This window comes from Sphaerobacter thermophilus DSM 20745 (assembly GCF_000024985.1).
GTDB lineage: Bacteria > Chloroflexota > Chloroflexia > Thermomicrobiales > Thermomicrobiaceae > Sphaerobacter > Sphaerobacter thermophilus.
This window is the reverse complement of sequence record NC_013524.1, coordinates 21,693-40,807: the sequence shown is the minus strand read 5'-3', so window position 1 is coordinate 40,807 and position 19,115 is coordinate 21,693. Positions and strand designations below refer to the sequence as shown.

20 protein-coding genes and 1 pseudogene are annotated in these 19,115 nt (G+C 69.4%); 5 read left to right on the top strand and 16 right to left on the bottom strand.

From position 1 onward, the window contains the following. Positions 1 to 9: 9 nt before the first annotated feature. On the top strand, positions 10 to 765 hold the full coding sequence (gene cofE / locus STHE_RS12515; RefSeq protein WP_012872955.1) for a coenzyme F420-0:L-glutamate ligase: 756 nt from the start codon (positions 10 to 12) through the stop codon (positions 763 to 765). A 275-nt stretch (positions 766 to 1,040) separates the two neighbouring features. Here the strand turns inward: cofE and STHE_RS12510 are convergent, their stop codons facing one another. The 13 genes from STHE_RS12510 to STHE_RS12455 form a co-directional block, all read right to left on the bottom strand. Further along, positions 1,041 to 1,814 carry a DUF6390 family protein gene (locus tag STHE_RS12510; RefSeq protein ID WP_012872954.1) on the bottom strand — a complete coding sequence of 258 codons (774 nt, stop codon included), beginning with the start codon at positions 1,812 to 1,814 and terminating at the stop codon, positions 1,041 to 1,043. Then, positions 1,807 to 2,049 carry a HypC/HybG/HupF family hydrogenase formation chaperone gene (locus STHE_RS12505; RefSeq protein ID WP_012872953.1) on the bottom strand — a complete coding sequence of 81 codons (243 nt, stop codon included), beginning with the start codon at positions 2,047 to 2,049 and terminating at the stop codon, positions 1,807 to 1,809. Before STHE_RS12505 ends, STHE_RS12510 begins: the two co-directional genes overlap by 8 nt. Position 2,050: 1 nt before the next feature. Then, the gene (gene hypB, locus STHE_RS12500; RefSeq protein WP_012872952.1) at positions 2,051 to 2,734 is read right to left on the bottom strand and encodes a hydrogenase nickel incorporation protein HypB; all 684 of its coding nucleotides are present in this window, start codon (positions 2,732 to 2,734) and stop codon (positions 2,051 to 2,053) included. Continuing rightward, the gene (gene hypA / locus STHE_RS12495; RefSeq protein WP_012872951.1) at positions 2,731 to 3,075 is read right to left on the bottom strand and encodes a hydrogenase maturation nickel metallochaperone HypA; all 345 of its coding nucleotides are present in this window, start codon (positions 3,073 to 3,075) and stop codon (positions 2,731 to 2,733) included. Before hypA ends, hypB begins: the two co-directional genes overlap by 4 nt. Before the next feature lie 11 nt (positions 3,076 to 3,086). Next, positions 3,087 to 3,215 (bottom strand): DUF6893 family small protein, encoded by a 129-nt coding sequence (locus STHE_RS19570; RefSeq protein WP_012872950.1) that lies wholly within the window; start codon positions 3,213 to 3,215, stop codon positions 3,087 to 3,089. A 24-nt stretch (positions 3,216 to 3,239) separates the two neighbouring features. Beyond that, positions 3,240 to 3,758 carry a hydrogenase maturation protease gene (locus STHE_RS12490; protein WP_012872949.1) on the bottom strand — a complete coding sequence of 173 codons (519 nt, stop codon included), beginning with the start codon at positions 3,756 to 3,758 and terminating at the stop codon, positions 3,240 to 3,242. Next, positions 3,755 to 5,080, bottom strand: coding sequence for a hypothetical protein (locus STHE_RS12485; protein ID WP_041400314.1), 1,326 nt, complete (start codon positions 5,078 to 5,080; stop codon positions 3,755 to 3,757). The genes STHE_RS12490 and STHE_RS12485 overlap by 4 nt, the downstream gene beginning before the upstream one ends. A gap of 38 nt (positions 5,081 to 5,118) precedes the next feature. Further along, positions 5,119 to 5,346: a hypothetical protein gene (locus STHE_RS12480; protein ID WP_012872947.1), complete on the bottom strand. Its 228-nt coding sequence runs from the start codon at positions 5,344 to 5,346 to the stop codon at positions 5,119 to 5,121. Between the two features lie 29 nt (positions 5,347 to 5,375). Further along, positions 5,376 to 6,017 carry a DUF5947 family protein gene (locus tag STHE_RS12475; protein WP_012872946.1) on the bottom strand — a complete coding sequence of 214 codons (642 nt, stop codon included), beginning with the start codon at positions 6,015 to 6,017 and terminating at the stop codon, positions 5,376 to 5,378. Beyond that, on the bottom strand, positions 6,014 to 6,886 hold the full coding sequence (locus STHE_RS12470; protein ID WP_012872945.1) for a NifU family protein: 873 nt from the start codon (positions 6,884 to 6,886) through the stop codon (positions 6,014 to 6,016). The genes STHE_RS12475 and STHE_RS12470 overlap by 4 nt, the downstream gene beginning before the upstream one ends. Before the next feature lie 33 nt (positions 6,887 to 6,919). Then, positions 6,920 to 8,659 carry a nickel-dependent hydrogenase large subunit gene (locus STHE_RS12465; protein ID WP_052295423.1) on the bottom strand — a complete coding sequence of 580 codons (1,740 nt, stop codon included), beginning with the start codon at positions 8,657 to 8,659 and terminating at the stop codon, positions 6,920 to 6,922. 65 nt (positions 8,660 to 8,724) lie between these two features. Next, positions 8,725 to 9,792: an NADH-quinone oxidoreductase subunit B family protein gene (locus STHE_RS12460; protein WP_012872943.1), complete on the bottom strand. Its 1,068-nt coding sequence runs from the start codon at positions 9,790 to 9,792 to the stop codon at positions 8,725 to 8,727. Positions 9,793 to 9,989: 197 nt separating this feature from the next. Continuing rightward, positions 9,990 to 11,114, bottom strand: coding sequence for an acetamidase/formamidase family protein (locus STHE_RS12455; protein WP_012872942.1), 1,125 nt, complete (start codon positions 11,112 to 11,114; stop codon positions 9,990 to 9,992). Between the two features lie 226 nt (positions 11,115 to 11,340). Between STHE_RS12455 and STHE_RS12450 the strand changes: the two genes are divergently transcribed. The 4 genes and pseudogenes from STHE_RS12450 (at position 11,341) to STHE_RS12435 (ending at position 13,886) form a co-directional block, all read left to right on the top strand. After that, entirely contained in the window at positions 11,341 to 12,339 is a 999-nt protein-coding gene (locus STHE_RS12450; RefSeq protein ID WP_012872941.1) for an alpha/beta fold hydrolase, read from the top strand. Next, entirely contained in the window at positions 12,336 to 12,467 is a 132-nt protein-coding gene (locus STHE_RS18825; RefSeq protein WP_148220082.1) for a thioredoxin domain-containing protein, read from the top strand. The genes STHE_RS12450 and STHE_RS18825 overlap by 4 nt, the downstream gene beginning before the upstream one ends. Positions 12,468 to 12,479: 12 nt before the next feature. Beyond that, positions 12,480 to 12,803: pseudogene (locus tag STHE_RS12440) on the top strand (peroxiredoxin family protein); the annotation flags it as partial. Between the two features lie 111 nt (positions 12,804 to 12,914). Beyond that, positions 12,915 to 13,886: a glycosylasparaginase gene (locus STHE_RS12435; protein WP_012872939.1), complete on the top strand. Its 972-nt coding sequence runs from the start codon at positions 12,915 to 12,917 to the stop codon at positions 13,884 to 13,886. Positions 13,887 to 13,982: 96 nt separating this feature from the next. Here STHE_RS12435 and STHE_RS12430 read toward each other — a convergent pair whose 3' ends face one another. From STHE_RS12430 to STHE_RS12420, 3 genes are all read right to left on the bottom strand, one after another. Next, positions 13,983 to 15,110: a VIT1/CCC1 transporter family protein gene (locus STHE_RS12430; RefSeq protein WP_012872938.1), complete on the bottom strand. Its 1,128-nt coding sequence runs from the start codon at positions 15,108 to 15,110 to the stop codon at positions 13,983 to 13,985. 374 nt (positions 15,111 to 15,484) lie between these two features. Beyond that, on the bottom strand, positions 15,485 to 17,077 hold the full coding sequence (locus STHE_RS12425; RefSeq protein ID WP_012872937.1) for a hydantoinase B/oxoprolinase family protein: 1,593 nt from the start codon (positions 17,075 to 17,077) through the stop codon (positions 15,485 to 15,487). Next, on the bottom strand, positions 17,067 to 19,091 hold the full coding sequence (locus STHE_RS12420) for a hydantoinase/oxoprolinase family protein (RefSeq protein WP_012872936.1): 2,025 nt from the start codon (positions 19,089 to 19,091) through the stop codon (positions 17,067 to 17,069). Before STHE_RS12420 ends, STHE_RS12425 begins: the two co-directional genes overlap by 11 nt. Positions 19,092 to 19,115: the final 24 nt, after the last annotated feature.

Here is a 19,115-nt window from a genome sequence, read left to right as displayed (position 1 = left end):
ATCGCAGAGATGAGCGCCGAGGTCCGGATCATCGGCGTCGACCATGTGCCGGAGGCACGGCCTGGGGACGACCTGGCCAACCTGATCGCCCACGGCCTTGAACAGAGCGGGCTCACCCTGGCGGATCGGGACATTGTCGTCGTGACCCAGAAGCTGGTCTCCAAGGCCGAGGGGCAACTGGTCGACCTCCGGGAAATCGAGCCGTCCGTGCTCGCTCGCGAGTGGGCGGAACAATTCGGCAAGGACCCGCGCCAGGTCGAGGTGGTGCTGCGCGAGGCGCGGCGGATTGTGCGCATGGCCAACGGCCTCATCATCGCCGAGACGCGCCACGGCTTCGTCTGCGCCAACGCCGCGGTGGATGCCTCAAACGTCTCCGCCCCGGACCAGGTATCGCTCCTGCCGGTCGACCCCGACGCCTCGGCCGAGCGCATCCGCCGCGGGCTCGCCGAACGTGCGGGCGTCGAGATCGCCGTGATCATCACCGACTCGTTCGGCCGACCCTGGCGCAAGGGCATCGTGAACGTCGCGGTGGGCGTGGCCGGGATGGAGCCGCTCCTCGACTACCGTGGACAATACGATGAGCAGGGATACGAGCTGCGCGCCACCGTGATCGCCGTTGCCGATGAGATCGCCTCGGCCGCAGAGTTAGTCATGGGCAAGCTGGCGCGCCGGCCGGTGGCCATCGTGCGCGGCTACGACTACCAGCCCGGCGACGGCAACGCCCGCGCGCTCGTCATGGAGCCGGAGCGGGATCTGTTCCGCTAGCTGCCTCGACCGCCGTCACGTGCGAAGCGGCGACACGGCACGATGCCCCCGCTCCCAACGCTGTTACCCGGGGTTCGGGTGATCGCTTGGGTGCGTCTCACGCTGAGGACACTCAAGGGTGGGATTATGTCACTCTGAGCAGAGCCGGGAGCGGCGGCCAGCCGCACCCGGCGACTCCGTCCGAGCCGAAGGATCTCTCCGGTGCGTGGCCGCACCCGCGAGAGATCCTTTGCTTCGCCCAGGATGACAGGGTTTCTTGGGGATCGGCGCTGTCGCTACAGCGTCTGGTTCGCCAGCGCCAGGTGGTGCGCGGTGTATCGCGCGAGCGTGACCTGCTGGTGCGGCGTCAGCACTTCGCAGACCCAGCCCCAGTGCAGCGACACCAACTCGCCCGGCTGGGCCGCGTCGGCGAAGCCCCGGCCGTCGACCTGGCGCGTCACCCGCACCGTCTCGGCCGGACCGAGCGCCAGCTTTCCGTCCACCAGGACAAGCGGCTGCCGGTCGACGACCAACTCCGCGCCGTCGACCGCCCGGACACGCCCCCAGCTGATGCGGCACTGGTCCATGGTTTCCAGCGAGTGCTCCAACTCGCCAACCCGAGCATGCACGTCGAAGACGTGGAAAGTATGGTGCGGCCGCGCCCCGGCCGGCGCCTTGCCGAGTACCAGCGCCCGCAGCCGGGGTGAGAGCTGCTTGCCGAAGCGCTCATCCAGCGCGTCGTAGAGTTGCCGGGCCTCGACCCGCTCCAGGAGCTCATTCCCGATCCAGTACGCCTCCACAACGCGCTCGTCGAACGGGTCAGGGATGCCGTTCTCGCGCGCGATGAGCCGGAGGTACGGTAGCGCACCGGTGAAGCGCGCCAGCATTTGCTCCAATGGCGGCTCACGCACCATCGCCAGTGCGTAGTCGAACAGCGTGCGGTTATCGTCGCCCCCACAGTAGCGCAGCCGGTTCGGCATGAACGCATAGCGGATGAAGCGGGTTGTCCCGGTGATCGCCCGCACCGGCCCGCCGGATACCGTCTCCAACCGCGTGGTCGCGTCACGCACGGGCGTCCTCCTCTTCCCAGAGCGACGCGAGGTCGGCGAAGAAGGACAGCAGCCGCTCGGCCTCTTCCGGGGTCACCACCTCGATGATCAGGCCGCGGTCGAGCAGGACGTGTTCATCAACCGCTACGTCAGGAAAGAGCGCGGTGCTGACCTGGACGACCTCTCCCTCGATCAGCTCGACCTCGGCCACGCCGTCGCTCACGCTGCGGACGCGCGCCACCAGCGGGATGCACATCTCAGCCAACCTCTCCACCCGCGACCCGCGCCGCCAGGCGCGCCCGGAGCCAGTCGACCCAAGCCTCGAGCCCGGCACCGGTGCGGCACGAGACCTCGAAGACCGGCGCATCGGGGTTGAGCGCGCGGACCGCCTCGTAGAAGCGCGTTCGGTCGAAGTCGACCAGATCGATCAGGTCGATCTTGTTGAGCACGATGGCGTCGCTCCGCGCGAAGACATCCGGGTACTTCACCGGTTTGTCGTCCCCCTCGGCCGCGCTGACAAGGCACACCCGCGCGTGCTCACCGAGGTCCCAGTGCGTGGGACAGATCAGGTTTCCCACGTTTTCGACCATGAGCAGGTCGATCGCTCCCAGGTCCAGGTCGTCCAGGGCACGCGCCAGCATGCCGGCCTCCAGGTGGCACCCGCCACCGGTGTTGACCTGGACCGCGTCGACCGCCCCCGCCGCCAGGACACGCTCCGTGTCCACACTCCCGGCGATGTCCCCCTCGACGACGCCGACACGCGCCACCCCGGCCAGCGCCGCGATCGTGCGCGTGATGAGGCTGGTCTTCCCTGCCCCCGGCCCGGCCAGCAGGTTGACCGCGACCACCCCCGCTTCATCGCAGCGCGTGCGGATCGCCTCGGCCGCCTGGTCGTTGGCGTGGAAGAGACTTTGCACCACTTTGACCCGCTGCACCGTCATGTTTCGATCTCCAGGCTCTCGATGAGCACATCCGTGCCGTCGTCCAACACCCCACCGACGGTCCCGCAGCGGGGGCAGTGGAAGCCCGCAAGGTCCGGCGTGTACTCGGCGGCGCAGGTGTTGCACCAGAAGCGCATCGGCACCCACCGCAGCGCCAGCTGCGCCCTCTCGGCCAGCGTCCCCGGACTCAGCAGCTCGAAGCAGAAGCGCAACGCCTCTTCCTCGACGCACGAGCGATCCCCCACAACGAGGTTGATCGCAACGACGCGCCGCGCGCCCGCCTCGCGGGCGCGCTCCTCAACCGACTCCAGCAGGTAGGCACTCAGGGCTAGCTCGTGCATCGCACCGCCTGCTACATCTGCCGCACGCGCAGGTAGCGGCGCACGTCCGCCTGCGACGCCACCAGCGCGATGAGCATCCCGATCAGCGTCAGGCAGATGATCACGAGGAGGGCGTTACGCAGCGCGCGGAGGACCTCCATCATTACGCTCCTCTCCGGTACTCGCTACGCCGGGCCCTGCGGCGCGACCGCTGGCCGGCCGTCGTGCAGACGCACGAGTAGGGACTCGATCATGTTCACTGCCTCGTCGACCGCAGCCCGCACCGGCGGGCTCAGCCCGTCGGGATCATCCGGCACCGGCGCGACCGCGCCCGGCTCGCAGCCCACCACGAACAGCCGTTCCGGGCATCCGCCGAGCGTCTGCGCCAGGGCAAACACGGCCATTGGATCGACGCTGTGCGCCGCCAGCGCCGGCCCGGCAGCGTCAATTGCTTCAGGTGCGTCTGGCTCGATCAGGTACAGCGTGCCGGGCACGCCCCCGCGCGGCATCGCGTCGACCAGGATGGCGGCATCGCAGCCGTCGGACAGCGCATAAGCCAGGTCGAGTCCGCGAATCCCGAAGTCGCGCACCTCGACCCCCGGCGGCAGCGGGTGCTCCGCCAGCCGCCGGGCCACCACGACGCCGAAGGCGTCGTCGCCCAGGAAGATGTTGCCGATCCCGGCGACGAGGATGCGGGGCGTCATGGCGGCCCCTCCTCCGGCCCGAGCGGCTCCACCTCGTCGAGCCCGAAGTAGAACCGGTGCCCGAGCACGCCCGCCTCAGCCAGGTGGCGCCCCGGGTCGTCCTCGATCGTCACCGCCAGGTGGATGCGTTCCTCGTGGTCCTGCTCGATGCTCTCCACGATGGCGATTCTGCCGGCCAGCGCGAGATCGAAGACGTCCCCGCCCGACCGCGGTCGCAGCCGCACCCGGCTTCCCGGCCGGACCTCCACACCCCCGATCCGAACGCTCTCCGGCGCGGGCGCCTCGAGCGCAGCGAATGCCGGGCTGACGTCCGGCTCCGGTCGCAGCATCTGGAACTCGCGGATCGCCCCGTGCAGCCGCGCGAAATCACTGGCCGTCAGCCGCTCGGTCCGCTCCAGGATCTCCCGCGCCCGTGGGTCGGCCGCGCGCATCTCCTCCTTCTCCTCATCGGTGAGGCCGAGGATGCTGAGGATGAGGAGCTGGTCGATCTCCGTCCCGTCGAACAGGTCGCCGGGGCTCTCCGGCGCCAGCCGGGGATAGTCGTAGAGGATGATCGGCGAGGCGAGCATGGTCCGGGCCGTTCCCGGCTCGCCGGCCAGAACCGGCCAGACGCCTGCGTTCTCGCAGGCCGCGCTCGCGGCTGCCAACTCGCCCGGCGGATCGAGGAGCGAGACGAATTCGCCGCCGTCGGCTTCCAGAATGGCATGAGCCGCGACGAAGGTACGCGCCAGCGCGCCGGTCCGCTCGGTGCCCTCCCAGGCCGACGTGTTCTCGAACCGCACGGTCAGTCGGAAGACCTCGGGCTGTACCGGAGCGGCCGCCACATCTACGAGCCCGTCGAGCGCTTCCCAGCGGCGCACCAGCGCTCCGACCTCGGTGCCATCCGCGGCCAGCAGCGGCTCCCGATCCGACCCGGCCGGGATGTGCACCGGCACACGATGCGGCGCTGCGAGCGTAGCCAGGTCGCGCGGCTCGATGCGGACCGCGTGCTCCCGCGCCTCTTCCCAGGCGACGAAGCGCGCGTCCCCCACCTGCAATTCGTCGACGTAGGTCAGCCCCCCGTCGGCTTCCAGACGACCAACCTGCCGCGCGACGACCTGGAGGAAGCGGATGGTGACCGTGACCCGCGGCTTCGCCCCACGGACGAGGCACTCCGCCTTCACCCACCAGCGGTCGGTGCCCCCGCCGGCATCGCTGTAGGCGCGGGGGTAGACGCCCCCGATCGTCCAGCGCTGCTGGTTCTTGGTGGTCGAGCGTCGGTAGGGCCACAGGATGTAGCCCTCATAGAGCAGTGTCTCGGCCAGGCGCTGCACATCGTCCATCAGGCCCCCCGCGTGACATGCGTCGTGCCGCCGCCGCATTACGGCGGTGGCAGGTTCGGGCTGCGCTGGTCGATCGGGTTGCGCGCGTGCGAGTTGATCCCGGTCGACCGGCGCGCGGTGACTTTCCCACCCTCCAGCAGACCCGGAGTCCTGTCGTAGCTCCCCGGCTCGTTCCCCTGTCGCACACCGGGGACGTGCGATGGCAGGTCGGGCCGCACTTTCGGCTTCCCGACCCGGATGTTGGCGATGGTCCGCTCTTTAAACATCGCGGTTCCTCCCTCGGGGCGCCGGCCCGTCAGTCCGCCGGCGGTGCCGGCTTGCTGCGGGAACGCAGCGCGACGAAGAACGCGTCGATCTCGCGCCACACCTGGCTTCCACCGCTCAGGCCGCGCCAGTGCTGGCGCACCACCCCTACCAGCGCGAAGCACTGGTCCAGCGGGACAATGAAGGCGTCCCGAGCGCCCCGTGCGCGGTTGACCAGCAGCGCCTCGACATCCGGCTGCAGCGTCCGCAGGATCGGCTGCTGCGCCACCAACGCCTCCCACTCCGCCTGATCCATTTCCGACTCGGTCGCGCCCATCGGGCTCGGGTAATAGGCGAGCATCCGGCCCGCGGGCGAGCTGTAGGCGAAGAACGCCATGCCGACCGGGACACCGAGTCGTGCCCATGCCGCGTCGTCGATCGGTAGCCCGCCCAGGTCGAGGTGCCGGTCCGAGACGAGACGGTACTTGCCGTCACTGGCTGCCTCGCGGTCGAACAGCAGGGAGCAGGCATAGCAGACGCAGAGGAACTGCCGCGCGGTGACATCCAGGAGGTGGCGGTGCTCGGCCGGGATCGGCTCCGCGCAGAGGTCGCAGCGCTCCAGTGGCTCCGGCCGGGCGTAACGGCGCAGCGCGGCGAGGTTGCCGCGGGTGATCGGCGTCCCACGGTCGCTCATGACGCCGCCTCCGGTGTCACGGTGGGCAGAGCCACCCGGACGATCCCGGCGTCGACCAGCAGCGGGACCGGCTCCAGGTAGTGCTCGGGTGCGTCCAGGCAACGCCCCGCCAGGCGCGCGTCGTAGCGGCTCCCGCAGCCGGGGCAGACGAGCACCTGCCCCGCGAGCCGGTTCCCGGCCAGCGACGTGCCACAGCGGGGGCAACCGTCGCGATAGGCGTAGAGGGTGCCGTCGAGGTCGAGGACCAGCAGGCTGACGCCCTCCACCCGGCAGAGCCGCGCCTCGCCCCGGGGCAGCTCGAGCCGTCCGACGGTTGTCCAGTCCCCGGCCGCGGCTCCGGCGGCCCCGTTCGCCAGGATCCCCGGCTCGCGGGGTACGGGCGCATCATCGGTGACGGCTTCGATCCCGTCCAGGTCCGGCGCCAGCTCGTGGACCGCGCGCTCGATGGCGAGCCGGAGCGTCACCGCCGAGGCCGGACAGCCGCGGCAGGTGCCCCGCAGCCGAACACGCGCCACACCATCCACGATCTCAAGCAGATCCACGTCGCCGCCGTGGGAGTGGAGGTAGGGCCGGACCCGGTCCAGCGCCTGCCCCACCCGCTCCTCAACCGGGACCGGGTGGAGCCCGTGCAGCAGCAGGATGTGCGCGACCAGCTCATCCTCGGCCAGCGCAGCGGGGAGCGTGGGATCGCGGGCGACGAGGATCGCCAGTGCGCGGCCCAGCCCATCACCGTAGAAGGCGAGCAGCTCCTGGATGGCGCCCAGCGCCTGGTCGCGCAGCTCCGGCTCCGGGAACGACTCGATCCTGGCCAGCATCGCATCCAGCCGGGCCGCGCGGTCGTCTGGGCGGGTGCCGGTGCGACCTACCATGTCGCCTTCCCTCCCACAGCGGGCATCGGCCCGCTAGCGACCGGCACCGAGGAACGGTGAGTGTCGCTGCTCGATCAGCTTGCCGTTGCCCAGATACATGTGCACCCCGCAGGGAAGGCAGGGATCGAAGCTGCGCACCGTACGCATGATGTCGATCCCCTTGAAGTTCTCCGGCCCGTTCTCCTCGAAGATCCGGAGCCCCTGCACCGCGTCCTCGTAGGGGCCGGGCGTGCCGTAGGAGTCCCGCGGGCTGGCGTTCCAGGGCGTTGGCGGGTACGGATGGTAGTTCGCGATCTTGCCGTCCCGGATCACCAGGTGGTGCGACAGCACCCCGCGCACCGCCTCGTGGAAGCCGCAGCCAATCGCCTCGTCCGGCACCTCGAACTCCTGGAAGACCCGCAGGTCGCCTCGGCGGACATGGTCCATCGCCTGTTCCAGGAAGTAGAAGGCGATCGCAGCGGCATAGGCCACGAAGTAGGCCCGCGCGCGGTCCCGCTCGATCGTGTTCGACCACTGGGGAACCTTCCACTCGAACTCCATCTCAGGGAAGGCAGCCGACTTCGGCAGGTTGATTCGGACGCTGTTCCCGGTGGCCTTGACGTAGCCGACATCGACCAACCCGGCCAGCGCCGTGACCCAGAGACGGGCAAGCGCACCACCGCCGGTATCGAGCGCCAGGTGGTCGCCGGTGCGGCGGTCGTACCAGCGCGGGCTCATTACCCAACTATAGTTCCCGCCCTCCAGATCGCGCTTCTGCGGCTTGGGGATCGTCGTTTGGTTCCACGGGTGCCGCCGGTCGATCGGGTTGCCCAGCGGGTCGTGGGTGACGAACATCTCCTGATCGGTCCAGTCCTCATAGTAGGAGCTGCCGAGGAGGATGCGCATGCCGAGGTTGATCTCAACCAGGTCTGTGGTGATCAGTTCGCCGTCCACGACGATGCCGGGCGTCACGTACATCGCCCGACCCCACTGCGTCATGTGGTCGTAGCGGTAGTCGGCGAACTCGGGGTTCATGAACGAGCCCCAGCAGCCGAGGAGGATGCGCCGCTGGCCCACCTCCTCGTAGCCCGGCATCGCCTCGTAGAAGAAGTCGAAGAGATCGTCGTTCATCGGCACGAGGCGCTTGACGAAGTCGAGGAAGCGCATCAGCCGCACGAGGTAGTCGGAGAAGAGTTGCGGGGACGGCATCGTGCCGACGCCGCCCGGGTAGAGCGTCGAAGGGTGGACGTGGCGCCCCTCCATCAGGCAGAACATCTCCCGCGTCAGCCGGCTCATCTGGAGGGCTTCCACATACATGTCGCCGGTGAAGGGGTTGAAGGCGCGCATGATGTCGGCGATGGTGCGCTTGCCGTGGATGTCGGCGTGCGGCGCCGGCGTGGACTCGGCACGTTCCAGCAACCGGGGATTCGTCTCTTTCACCATCTGCTCGCAGAAGTCGACGAAGACGAGATTGTCCTGGAAGATCGTGTGGTCGAACATGTACTCGGCCGCCTCGCCCAGGTTGACGATCCACTCAGCCAGAGGCGGCATCTGGATGCCGTAGGCCATGTTCTGGGCATAGATCGAGCAGGTGGCGTGGTTGTCCCCACAGATGCCGCAGATACGGCTGGTGATGAAGTGGGCGTCGCGCGGGTCCTTCCCCTTCATGAAGACGCTGTAGCCGCGGAAGATCGACGACGTGCTCTTGCACTCGACGACCTCACGGTTGTCGAAGTCGATCTTGGTGTAGATACCCAGGTTGCCGATGATGCGGGTGATGGGATCCCAGGCCATGCTGACGAGCTTGCGAGCTTCGGCCGGGGTCTCAGTTCGCGTCGCCACGAGCGCCGCTCCTTCCCCTAGCGTGGCCAGGTCGGGTTGTACCCGCTAGTGAGCGCGGGTCCCCGGCGTCGCCACTGCGGCTCCTTGTTGACGGTGTCGTTTGTGATGCTGCGCAGGCGGCGGATGACGGTGCCGTAGGTGCCGCTCAGCGCAGTCGAGAGGACGCCGCCGGGCGGCTCATCCATAAACGGCATGAACTTGTCGGGGAAGCCCGGCATGGTGCAGGCGATACAGATGCCGCCTACGTTGGGGCAGCCGCCGATGCCGGCCATCCACCCCCGCTTGGGGACATTGCAGTTTACGACCGGGCCCCAGCAGCCGACCTTGACCTGGCACTTGGGCGAGTTGTAGTCGAGCGCGAAGTCGCCCTGTTCGTAGTAGCCGCCCCGGTCGCACCCCTCATGGACCGTCTTGCCGAAGAGCCAGGTCGGCCGGAGCTTGTCGTCGAGCGGGATCATCGGTGCCTGCCCCGCAGCCTGGTACAGCAGCCAGAGGAGCGTCTCCATGAAGTTGTCGGGCTGCACCGGGCAGCCGGGCACGTTCACGATCGGGATGCCCGCCCGCGAGCGGAAGTCCCAGCCGAGGTAGTCGGCCAGGCCCATGCAGCCGGTGGGGTTGCCCGCCATGGCGTGGATCCCGCCGTAGGTGGCGCAGGTGCCGATGGCGACCACGGCCCAGGCGCGCGGCGCCAGGCGATCGAGCCAGGTGTTGAGAGTGATCGGCTCACCAGTGGCCGGGTCGTTGCCCATCGAGGTCCAGTAGCCGTCGCCGTTGATCTCCTCGTTGGGGATGGAGCCCTCGACGACCAGGATGAAGGGCTCCAACTCGCCACGCGCCGCCTGATGGAACGCTTCGAGGAAGGCCTCACCCGTCTCGTAGGCAAGTACCTTGTTGTGCAGGTGCACGCGCGGGAGACCGGGAATGACGCCGAGCAACACATCCTCGAGGCTCGGCTGCGTGGCGGCCGTGATCGAGACCGTGTCGCCATCGCAACTCATGCCCTCGGAGGTCCAGAGGATGTGGACATCAGAAACCGCGGGGGTTTGACCGGTCGGCGTCGGGGAGGGAGCACCGGGCGTAGCCATGGACGCCGTCCCTTCCTTGTGGCCGGGGGCCGAAGGTGTACAGCGCGCCACCCGGCTGCGGTCGCCGGGAAGCGCGCTGGTGCGACAACCGCCCCTCGATCGCGGTAGTTGCGACTACTCTAACTGTATTTCCTTGACTTGTCAAGCAATCAGACAAGGAATTACGCGAGTGCTAGCCCTTCGCCGACGGACATTCGTCAGATGAAGATGTCGAGCGGCAGCAGCGCCGAGACGATGAAGTTCGGCACATCGACCACCTGACTCACGTGGAGGTCGACCGCCACACTACAGAGCGCGTACGCCTGCTGCGGGTCGTAGCCACGCGTGCCCAGGTACTCGATCATCGCCAGCAGTGCATTCCGCGCCGCCATCGTGAGATTCTCCGACTCGTTGATCCCGTCGGTGACCGAGAACCCCGTCGTGGCGTAGAAACGCCGCGGCACCGCCAGTGTCGGGTCGGCGAAGTAGTCGTCCCGGAAGAACTGGGGCGAGCGAATACCACGCCGCGCCGCCTCACCCTTGTGAACCTTGAACTGCAGGTGCAGTGCGGCGCGGATCTCGATGGCCGTCCCGCATGCTTCACAGTCACCCTGCGCAAAGTGGACGTCGCCGGTCGAGAAGAGTCCGCCCTCAACGTAGACGGGCAGCAGCATGCTCACCCCGGGCGTCAGGTGCTTGATGTCGATGTTCCCGCCGGTCTCGCGCGGGGGAATGGTGCGTAGCCCCTGCTCCGCGATCGGCCCGCTCGGCGGCACCGCCCCGGTGGGATCGGGCAGCAGGACAAACCCGCCGCGCGCCGCCAGGTCCGCCTCACGTCGGGCGATCTCCTCCCGCAGCGCAGCGGACGGCGCCAGCCCGGCGATGCCCGGGAACGGAGCGGCGTGGATGCGAATCCCCGGCAGTTGCGGCGATTCGGCGTAGTCACCGTAGAGGTTCCAGTGGACGATGTATGGCTCGGGGAAGAGGTCGCGGAGGAAGCCGAAGCCAGGCACCTCGACGGTGTAGCCCCAGGCATCCCAGGGGTCGCACTCGATGTTGAGCAGCTTGACCTCCAGCAAGTCGCCGGGTGCCGCGCCGTTGACGTAGATCGGGCCGGTGAGCGGGTGGACCGGCCCCAGGTCCAGCCGGGCGACGTCGGCGGCGGTGGACTGCGGGTTAAGCTGGCCATCGAAGGCGTCGCGCGTCTCGACGACCACGGTCCGCCCTGGGTCGACGACGAGCACGGGGGCGACGTCCTCATGCCATCGGTTGTGGCCCGTCTCCGCCTGAGCGGCGAGCGGCCGCGTGGGGTCGATCGCGATGCGCTGGATCGTGGCGGGCATGCTCCGCTCCTCTCGCATGGGCGCACCCAAACCGGCGCGTTCCGCCGCTCCGCCCGGCAGGCGAGGGATCGAGCGTCGCGTAGGATACGCCTGGCCGGTACGCATGGCCGATGGGTTGTACATCTCAGCCTAGCGGCGCCCACACACTATGTAAAGTCCGGATCTGGTCGGATCACTGTTTTTCGGGGTAGGCTGGGCACGACGCTCGTGAGAGGAGGCTCGGCGAATGCAGCGACGGTACCGGCTTGCCGCGCTCGCGCTCGGCGCTGCGGCGCCGGTGGCGCTCATGACTGTGGCCCGCCGCCGCGCCGATCCGGCCCCGCCCCGCACGCTCCTCCCGCCGGAGGCGCTGGCGGACGACGACAGCGTCTTCATCGATGTCGACGGGCTCCGGGTCCACGCCAAGCTCGCAGGCCAGGGTGACCCGGCCGTGGTGCTGATCCACGGCTTCGCGGCCGGCGCGTTCATCTGGCGCCGGGTGCTGCCGCCGCTAGCGCGCCGCGGCACCGTGGTGGCCTTCGATCTCCCCGGCTACGGCCTGACCGCACGGCCCGCCCCGGACGCCTGGCCGCGTGGCAACCCGTACGACCCCGAGGTCCAGGCCGACCTCACCATCGCGTTGCTTGACCGCCTCGGGATCGCCCGCGCCGTGCTCGTCGGGCACTCCGCGGGCGCCCGCATCGCCATGCTCGCGGCGCTGAAGTACCCCGAACGGGTCAGCGGGTTGGTCCTCGTCACGCCCGCGCTGGATCCACCGTCCCTGCGCCGCTCGCTGGCCCTGCTCGTGCGTGCACCCGGCCTGGACCGGGTGCTCCCCCGCGTCGCCCAATCCGCCGCGTCGCGGGCAGCGTACATCCTGCGCTACGCCGTCTATGACCGCGCCGTCGTGACCGACGATCTCATCAAGGGGTACCTGACGGCGCTCCAGGTAGATGGCTGGGATGCGGCACTCGCCTGCGCCCTCCGCGCCACCCGACCGCTGGGCCTGCTGGACCGGTTCGGAGAGCTCCAGGTCCCGTTCATGGCGATCTTCGGTATGTACGACCGCATCGTGAACCCGCGCCAGGTGCTCCGGATGACCGCCGTACCCGACCTGTTCATGTTCGTGTTCATGGAACACACGGGGCACCTGCCCCAGGAAGAGAAGCCGGAGGACTTCGTCGAGTTCATCGAGGATTTCCTGGACCATATCGAACAGCGCGCGAGCGAGAGGAGCACGTTGTGATCCGTCCCGAACACCCGACGACTGCGCCGGATTTCACGCTGCGCGACACGCACGGGCGGGATATCCGCCTCTCTGAGGTGCTCCAGCGCGGCCCCGTCGTGCTGGTGTTCCTACGCGGGCTGCTTTGACCACACTGCCGCCGGCAGCTCGCGCAGTTGCGCGACAACTATCAGCAGTTCCAAGAGCGCGGCGCTGAGATCCTCGCCATCGCTCCAGACCGCCCGGATGCCGTGCGCACCTATTGGGAGCGGGAGCACATCCCCTTCCCCGGCCTGACCGACCCCGGCCACGCGGTAGCCAGGCGTTACGGCCAGCAGGTCCGCTTGCTCCGTTTCGGCCGCATGCCGGCGGTGCTCATCGTCGAACCCGCCGGGGTGATCCGCTTCCGCCACGACGGCCGTTCGATGCGCGACATCCCCACCGTCGATGACCTCCTCACCCACCTCGACCAGCTCAGCGACTGACCACCGCCCACGCCGTCCGGCTTCGGCTACAATCCCGGCACGAGATCGGAGCGCAAGCGAAACCGCGCCCGGAGCGCCGGGCGCGGCACCCGGAGAGGGAAGGGCAGCGAGGTGGGAAGCGGAGCACAGGTCGGCGTCATCGTCGGGAGCTACAACTCCCGGGTCGGGTTCCCCGCGGCGATGGAGATCCTGCGCGCGGGCGGGAGCGCGCTCGACGCCGCCGTTGCGGCGGTCAAAGTGATCGAGGACAACCTCGAGGACCACAGCGTCGGCACGGGCGGGATCCCCAACATCCTCGGGCAGGTCGAGCTCGACGCCAGCATCATGGACGGCACGACCCTCGCGGCGGGCGCGGTCGGCGCCGTCAAGAACTACCCCCACCCGATCGAGATCGCCCGTAAGGTCATGGAGGTCACGCCCCACGTGATGCTGGTCGGCGAGGGTGCCGAGCTCTTCGCCCGCGTCCACGGCTTCCAGACCGCCAACCTCCTGACCGAGGAGGCGGAGCAGGAGTGGCGGCGCCACATCCTCGGTGAGGACGGCGGACCGGTAGAGGGCGAAACCTACGAGGACCAGTTCAGCCTCTACATGAGCGTCGTCAAGGACTGGACGAAGCTCCTCCACAAGGAGATCTTCGGCACCACCAACGTCATCGTCCGCGACACCCAGGGCAACATCGCCAGCGCCGTCTCCACCAGCGGCTGGGGCTTCAAGTGGCCCGGCCGCCTGGGCGACTCTCCCATCATCGGCGCCGGCAACTACGCCGACTCGCGCTTCGGCGCCGCCGCCTGCACCGGCCGCGGCGAGATGGCGATCCGAGCCGCCTCCGCCCACAGCGTCGTCACCTACCTGCGCCAGGGCATGACGCTGGAGGACGCCCTCCGCACGGCGATGCTCGACCTGCGTGCCCTCGTCGACCCCTACGCCGAGCGCGACAACGTCATGAACATCGTCGCCATGGACCGGCACGGCAACGTCGCCGCCGCCTCCACCAGCCTCGCCGCCCGCTATGTCTTCCAAACAACCGAGATGGACGACTACGAAGAACGCCCCCGGATCCACGTCCCCCTACGGGAGGAGTAGGACGACGCGCATCGAATAAGCGACAGCACGCTGGGCGGCGACGCCGTGATGCCGTCGCCGCCCGCTTGCCGGCAGCCCTATGGAGCAGCGCGCCCCTCAGCCGATCATGCTGACGCCGACGAGGCGGCCGATCGCGAAGGTGATGAGCGCGGCGGCGCTGCCGATGGCGACCTGCCGAAGGCCGGAGTAGAGAGCGTTGCGGCCCGTGATGACGGTGATCCCGGCGCCGATGAGGAAGAGCGCGACCGCCGTCAGGGCGAGGCTGATCCCCACGGCGGTCAGGCCGCCCGTGAAGAAATACGGGAAGACCGGGATGATTGCGCCGATGGCGAAGAGCAGGAACGAGGAGATCGCGGCCTCCCACGCAGAGCCGCCCAGCTCCTCCGGGTTGATCCCCAGCTCCTCGCGCGCAAGTGTGTCAAGTGCGACAGCGGGGTCGCCGGTCATCCGTTGAGCCAGCGCCCGAGCGGCCGCTTCGTCCATGCCGCGCGAACGGAAGATAAGGGTCAGCTCCTCGATCTCTTCGTCGGGGAAGGCTTCCAGCTCTTCCCGCTCGACCGCGATCTGGTGCTCATAGAGTTCCCGCGCGCTCTGGACCGAGAGCCACTCGCCCATCGCCATGGAGAGGGAACCAGCCAGCAGCCCGGCAAGGCCGGTCACGAGGATGCTCCGGGGCGCCAGGTCGGCGCCCGCCACGCCCATGACCAGGCTGACGTTCGATACCAGGCCATCGTTGGCCCCGAGCACCGCAGCGCGCAGAGCGTTGCCCCCGGCCGCTCGGTGACGCCCTTCGAACTGGGCGATCGCACTCCCGGGCACGCCTGACGGAGTCACCCGCCCGATCATGCGGAACAGGCGGGCGTGCGAGCGCTCATCGGCCGCGAGCCCGGCACCGCGGGCGTCGGGCTGTGTGTCGTACTTGTGGCTGTCGCTCTGCTCGTTGCCGATCACCGTCGGCAGCACCAGTGCCGGACCGAACCGCCGCGCGAGCCACATCAGCAACCGGGTACGCCAGCCAATCCCCGGCTCAGGACCGGTCGCTCCTGCCTCGCGCAGCTTGTCGCGCCAGTACGCAGCGTGCCGCTCCTCGGTCTCCGCCAGGCGCGCATAGACCGTGCCCAGCTCCGGCGACGGCTCGACCTCGCTCAGCGTCCGGTAGAGAGCCACCCCTTCGATCTCTGCCTGCAGATTGCGTCGGTAGCGCTCGATATCCGCGGCTGTCATCGGTCCTCCCTTCCCTGATCGGGTCCGCAGGCGCATGATAAGCGCACAGCAGGCATGGCGCCATACGGGGCGTGTTTCGGCATGAGTCAATGACCCGTCTGCGCTCATGTCACGTGCGGTTAGGCTCTCCCGCATGGGTCATCCTGAGCAGTGTATGTCATCCTTCGCTTCGCTCAGGATGACACGAAGACAAGCGCAGAATGACACGAGCGCAAGCAATCACCCTCGCTCGGTATCAGCAGCCTGCGGCGGGCACGGCCCCTCAACCCGCCTCACGCACACGTTCAATTCCAGTAAGCGATCCGCCCGCATCGTGCACCGATGCGGGCGGGTTTCCCATGTCAATGTCTGCTTGTCGTGTGCACCGTGGGACGTTACGGCTTGCCCCAGCCGCCGCCGCCGGGGGAGCGGATCACCAGGCGGTCGCCCGGGCGTGCCGAAAAGCGCACCTTACCCGGGAGCTTGGTGACCTCGCCGTTGCGCACGAGCAGGTTCTCACCGGGTGCACCCGGCTCACCACCCTGAAGCCCCCAGGGGGCCAGCCGCCGCCGTTCGGTCAGCAGCGTCACCTCGGTCGGCACCAGGAAGGCGATTTCCCGCTCCAACCCGTCGCCGCCGCGCGCCGCCCCGGCCCCGCCGGAGCCGTCGCGCAGCCGGTAGGCACCGATGCGCATCGGGTAGGCGTACTCGAAAGCCTCAACCGGGGTGTTGAGCGTGTTGCTCATGTGGACATGAACGCCCGAGAGCCCGTCGAGCCCCTGGCGCGCGCCCATGCCGCCGCCCATCGTCTCGTAGTAGGCGAAGGGCTGGCCTGTGCGCGGGTCAATCCCCCCGGCCGTCACGTTGTTCATCGTCCCCTGGCTCGCGGCCGGGATGACACCGGGCAGCGCCTGGGCCAGCGCCCCCAGCACGGCGTCGGTGATGCGCTGCGAGCACTCGACGTTGCCCCCGGCCACCGGCCGTGGCGGGCGGGCATTGACCACCGTCCCCTCCGGGGCGTGGACGGTCACCGGCGCGAAGGTGCCGTGGTTCATCGGCGCGTCGGGCGGCATCAGGCAGCGGACCACGTAGTACACCGCCGACTTGGCAACCGAGGCGACGGCGTTGATGCTCCCCTCCGCCTCCGGGGCACTGCCGCTGAAGTCGACCGTCATCGTGCCGCCCTCGACCGTCACGGTCGCCACGATCGGCAGCGGGCGCCCGTTGATCCCGTCGTCGTCGAGGTAATCGGTGAAGCGGTACACCCCGTCCGGGATCTGCTCGATCGTCGCCCGCGTGATCCGCTCGGCATAGGCGATGAGCGCCTCTCCATGGGCCTCGACCGTCGGCAACCCGTAGCGTTCGACCAGCTCCTGCAGGCGCCGCTCGGCGGTGCGATTGGCCGCCACCTGCGCCGTCAGGTCGCCACGCCGCTCGTCGGGCGTGCGCACGTTGCGCAGCAGCAGCGCCAGCGCGGCCCGGTTCGGCTGTCCCGCCTCCCAGAGCTTGATCGGCGGGATGATGATCCCCTCCTGGTAGATCTCACTGGCCACCGGCATCGAACCGGCCGACATGCCGCCGACGTCGGCGTGGTGCGCCCGGTTGGCCGCGAAGCCGGCCAGGACCGACTCTCCGTCGACGGTCACGTAGATCGGGGAGATGAGGGTGATGTCAGGCAGGTGAGTCCCCCCGGCGAAGGGGTCGTTGAGCGCGACCACGTCGCCCGGCGCGAACGTGTCGAAAGCCGCCAGCGCCGCCGCGACCGAGTCGGGCATGGCGCCCAGGTGGACCGGGATGTGGGCCGCCTGCGCCAGCAGCCGCCCCTGGCGGTCGAACAGGGCGCAGGAGAAGTCGCGGCGCTCCTTGATGTTGGGCGAGTAGCCGCTCCGCGTCAGCACTGCGCCCATCTCTTCGGCGATCGCCGTCAGCGCACTGCGGAAGATCTCCAGGCTGACCGGATCGACCAGCACCTCCGGCTCAATCGCCATCGCGCGCCCCCTCCTCCGGCGTCGGCTCCAGGATCAAATTGCCCACCGCGTCCACCCAGCCGCCCCAGCCTGGCGGCACGACCGTCGTCGTGTCGTACTGCGTCACCACGGCCGGGCCGCGCAGCCGCGCCCCCGGCACCAGGGTGGCCCGGTCGTAGATCGGCGTCTCCCGCGTCTCCGGTCCGTCAGCCCCGGCGAAGACGACCGGCCGGTGCATGAGCGGTTCGACCCGAGCGTTGGGGTCGACCTCACGCCGCGGCAGCTCCGGCCGCTCGGCCAGCCCGCGCGCCTTGACCCGGCAGTTGACCACCTCGACCGGCTCGGCCGGGTCGCTGTAGCCGAAGCGCCGCTCGTGGGCCGCGTGGAAGGCCGCAATTGCCGCGGCCATGTCTCCCTCGTAGGGAACCACCAGCTCGTACGACTGGCCGACATAGCGCAGGTCGAGCATTCGCTCGATGGTGATGCGCTCGTCGGGAAGCCCCTCGGCCAGCAGGTCCGCACGCCCCTGATCGGCCAGCTCCGCCAGCACCGGGTCGACCACCTCGGCGGCTCCCGTCGCCGGGACCATCACGGTGCGCACGTAATCCTTGACCACGTCGGCCGCGAGCATTCCCAGCGCTGAGAGCACGCCCGGCGTTGCCGGAATCAGCACCCGCGGGATACGCAGGTTGGCCGCCAGTTCGCACGCATGCAACGGCCCGGCGCCGCCGAAGGCCACCAGCGTGAATCGCCGCGGGTCGTGCCCGCGCGCCACGGAGATGACCCGGATCGCCGCCTCCATGTTGGCGTTCGCCACGCGGATCACCCCGAGCGCCGCCGCCTCAGGGCTCGTCCCAAGGCGCTCGGCGACGGTCCCGAGCGCGCGTCGCGCCGCCGCCACATCGAGCGCCATACCGCCGCCGAGGAACCCCTCGGGGATCAGCCGCCCTAGCACGACGTTGGCATCGGTCACCGTCGGCGCCTCGCCCCCACGTCCGTAGGCCGCCGGACCCGGATCGGCGCCTGCCGAAACCGGCCCGACGCGCAGCGCACCGCCGGTGTCGAACCAGGCGATGCTGCCGCCGCCCGCGCCGACGGTGTGGATGTCGATCATCGGCAACTTGCTCGGGTAGCCGCCGATTTTGCCGTCGGTCGTCTCGGTGATGGCGCCGTCGATCAGCGCCACGTCGGTCGACGTGCCCCCCATGTCGAAGGTGATCGTCTGCTCGAAGCCGGAGGCGCTCGCAACGTAGGCCGCCCCGACCACCCCGGCCGCCGGGCCGGAGAGCAGCGTGCGCGCCGCCTCACGCCGGGCCGTCGCCGCCGAGATCGAGCCGCCGTTAGACTGCATGATCCGCAGCGGCACCCCGCGCGGCAACTCGTCTTCCAAACGGCGCAGGTAGCGGTCCATGAGCGGGGCGACGTAGGCGTTGAGCACCACCGTGCTGGTGCGCTCGTACTCGCGGAACTCGGGCAGCACCTCGTGCGAGGCCGAAACATGCATCCCAGCCGCGCGCACCGCCTCAGCCACCGCCGCCTCATGCTCCGGATTCGCAAAGCTGAAGAGGAGACACACCGCGACCGACTTCACCCCGGCCTCGCGAAGCGCGGCAACCGCCGCGGCCACCGACTCCGGGTCGAGCGGCGTCAGCACGCCGCCCCGCTCATCCAGCCGCTCTACGACCTCAAACCGGCGCTCGCGCGGCACCAGCGGCGGCTCCCGCTCGACCCGAAGGTCGTAGAGCGCCGGGCGAGTCTGCCGACCGATCTCCAGCACATCGCGGAACCCGGCCGTGGTCACCAGCCCGGTGGGCACCCCCTTGCGCTCGAGCACGGCGTTGGTCGCCACCGTCGAGCCGTGGACGACCGCAGCCAGCCCCTCCCCGACGCCGAGCTCCTCCAACCCCTGCAGGATCGCTCGGGCCGGGTCATCCGGCGTCGACAGGACCTTGTGCACCCGGACCGTCCCGTTCTCCACCAGCACGAAATCGGTGAACGTCCCGCCCGTATCGACGCCGACGAGCACCTGTCCCATCTATCCCTCACCTCGATCGGCCCG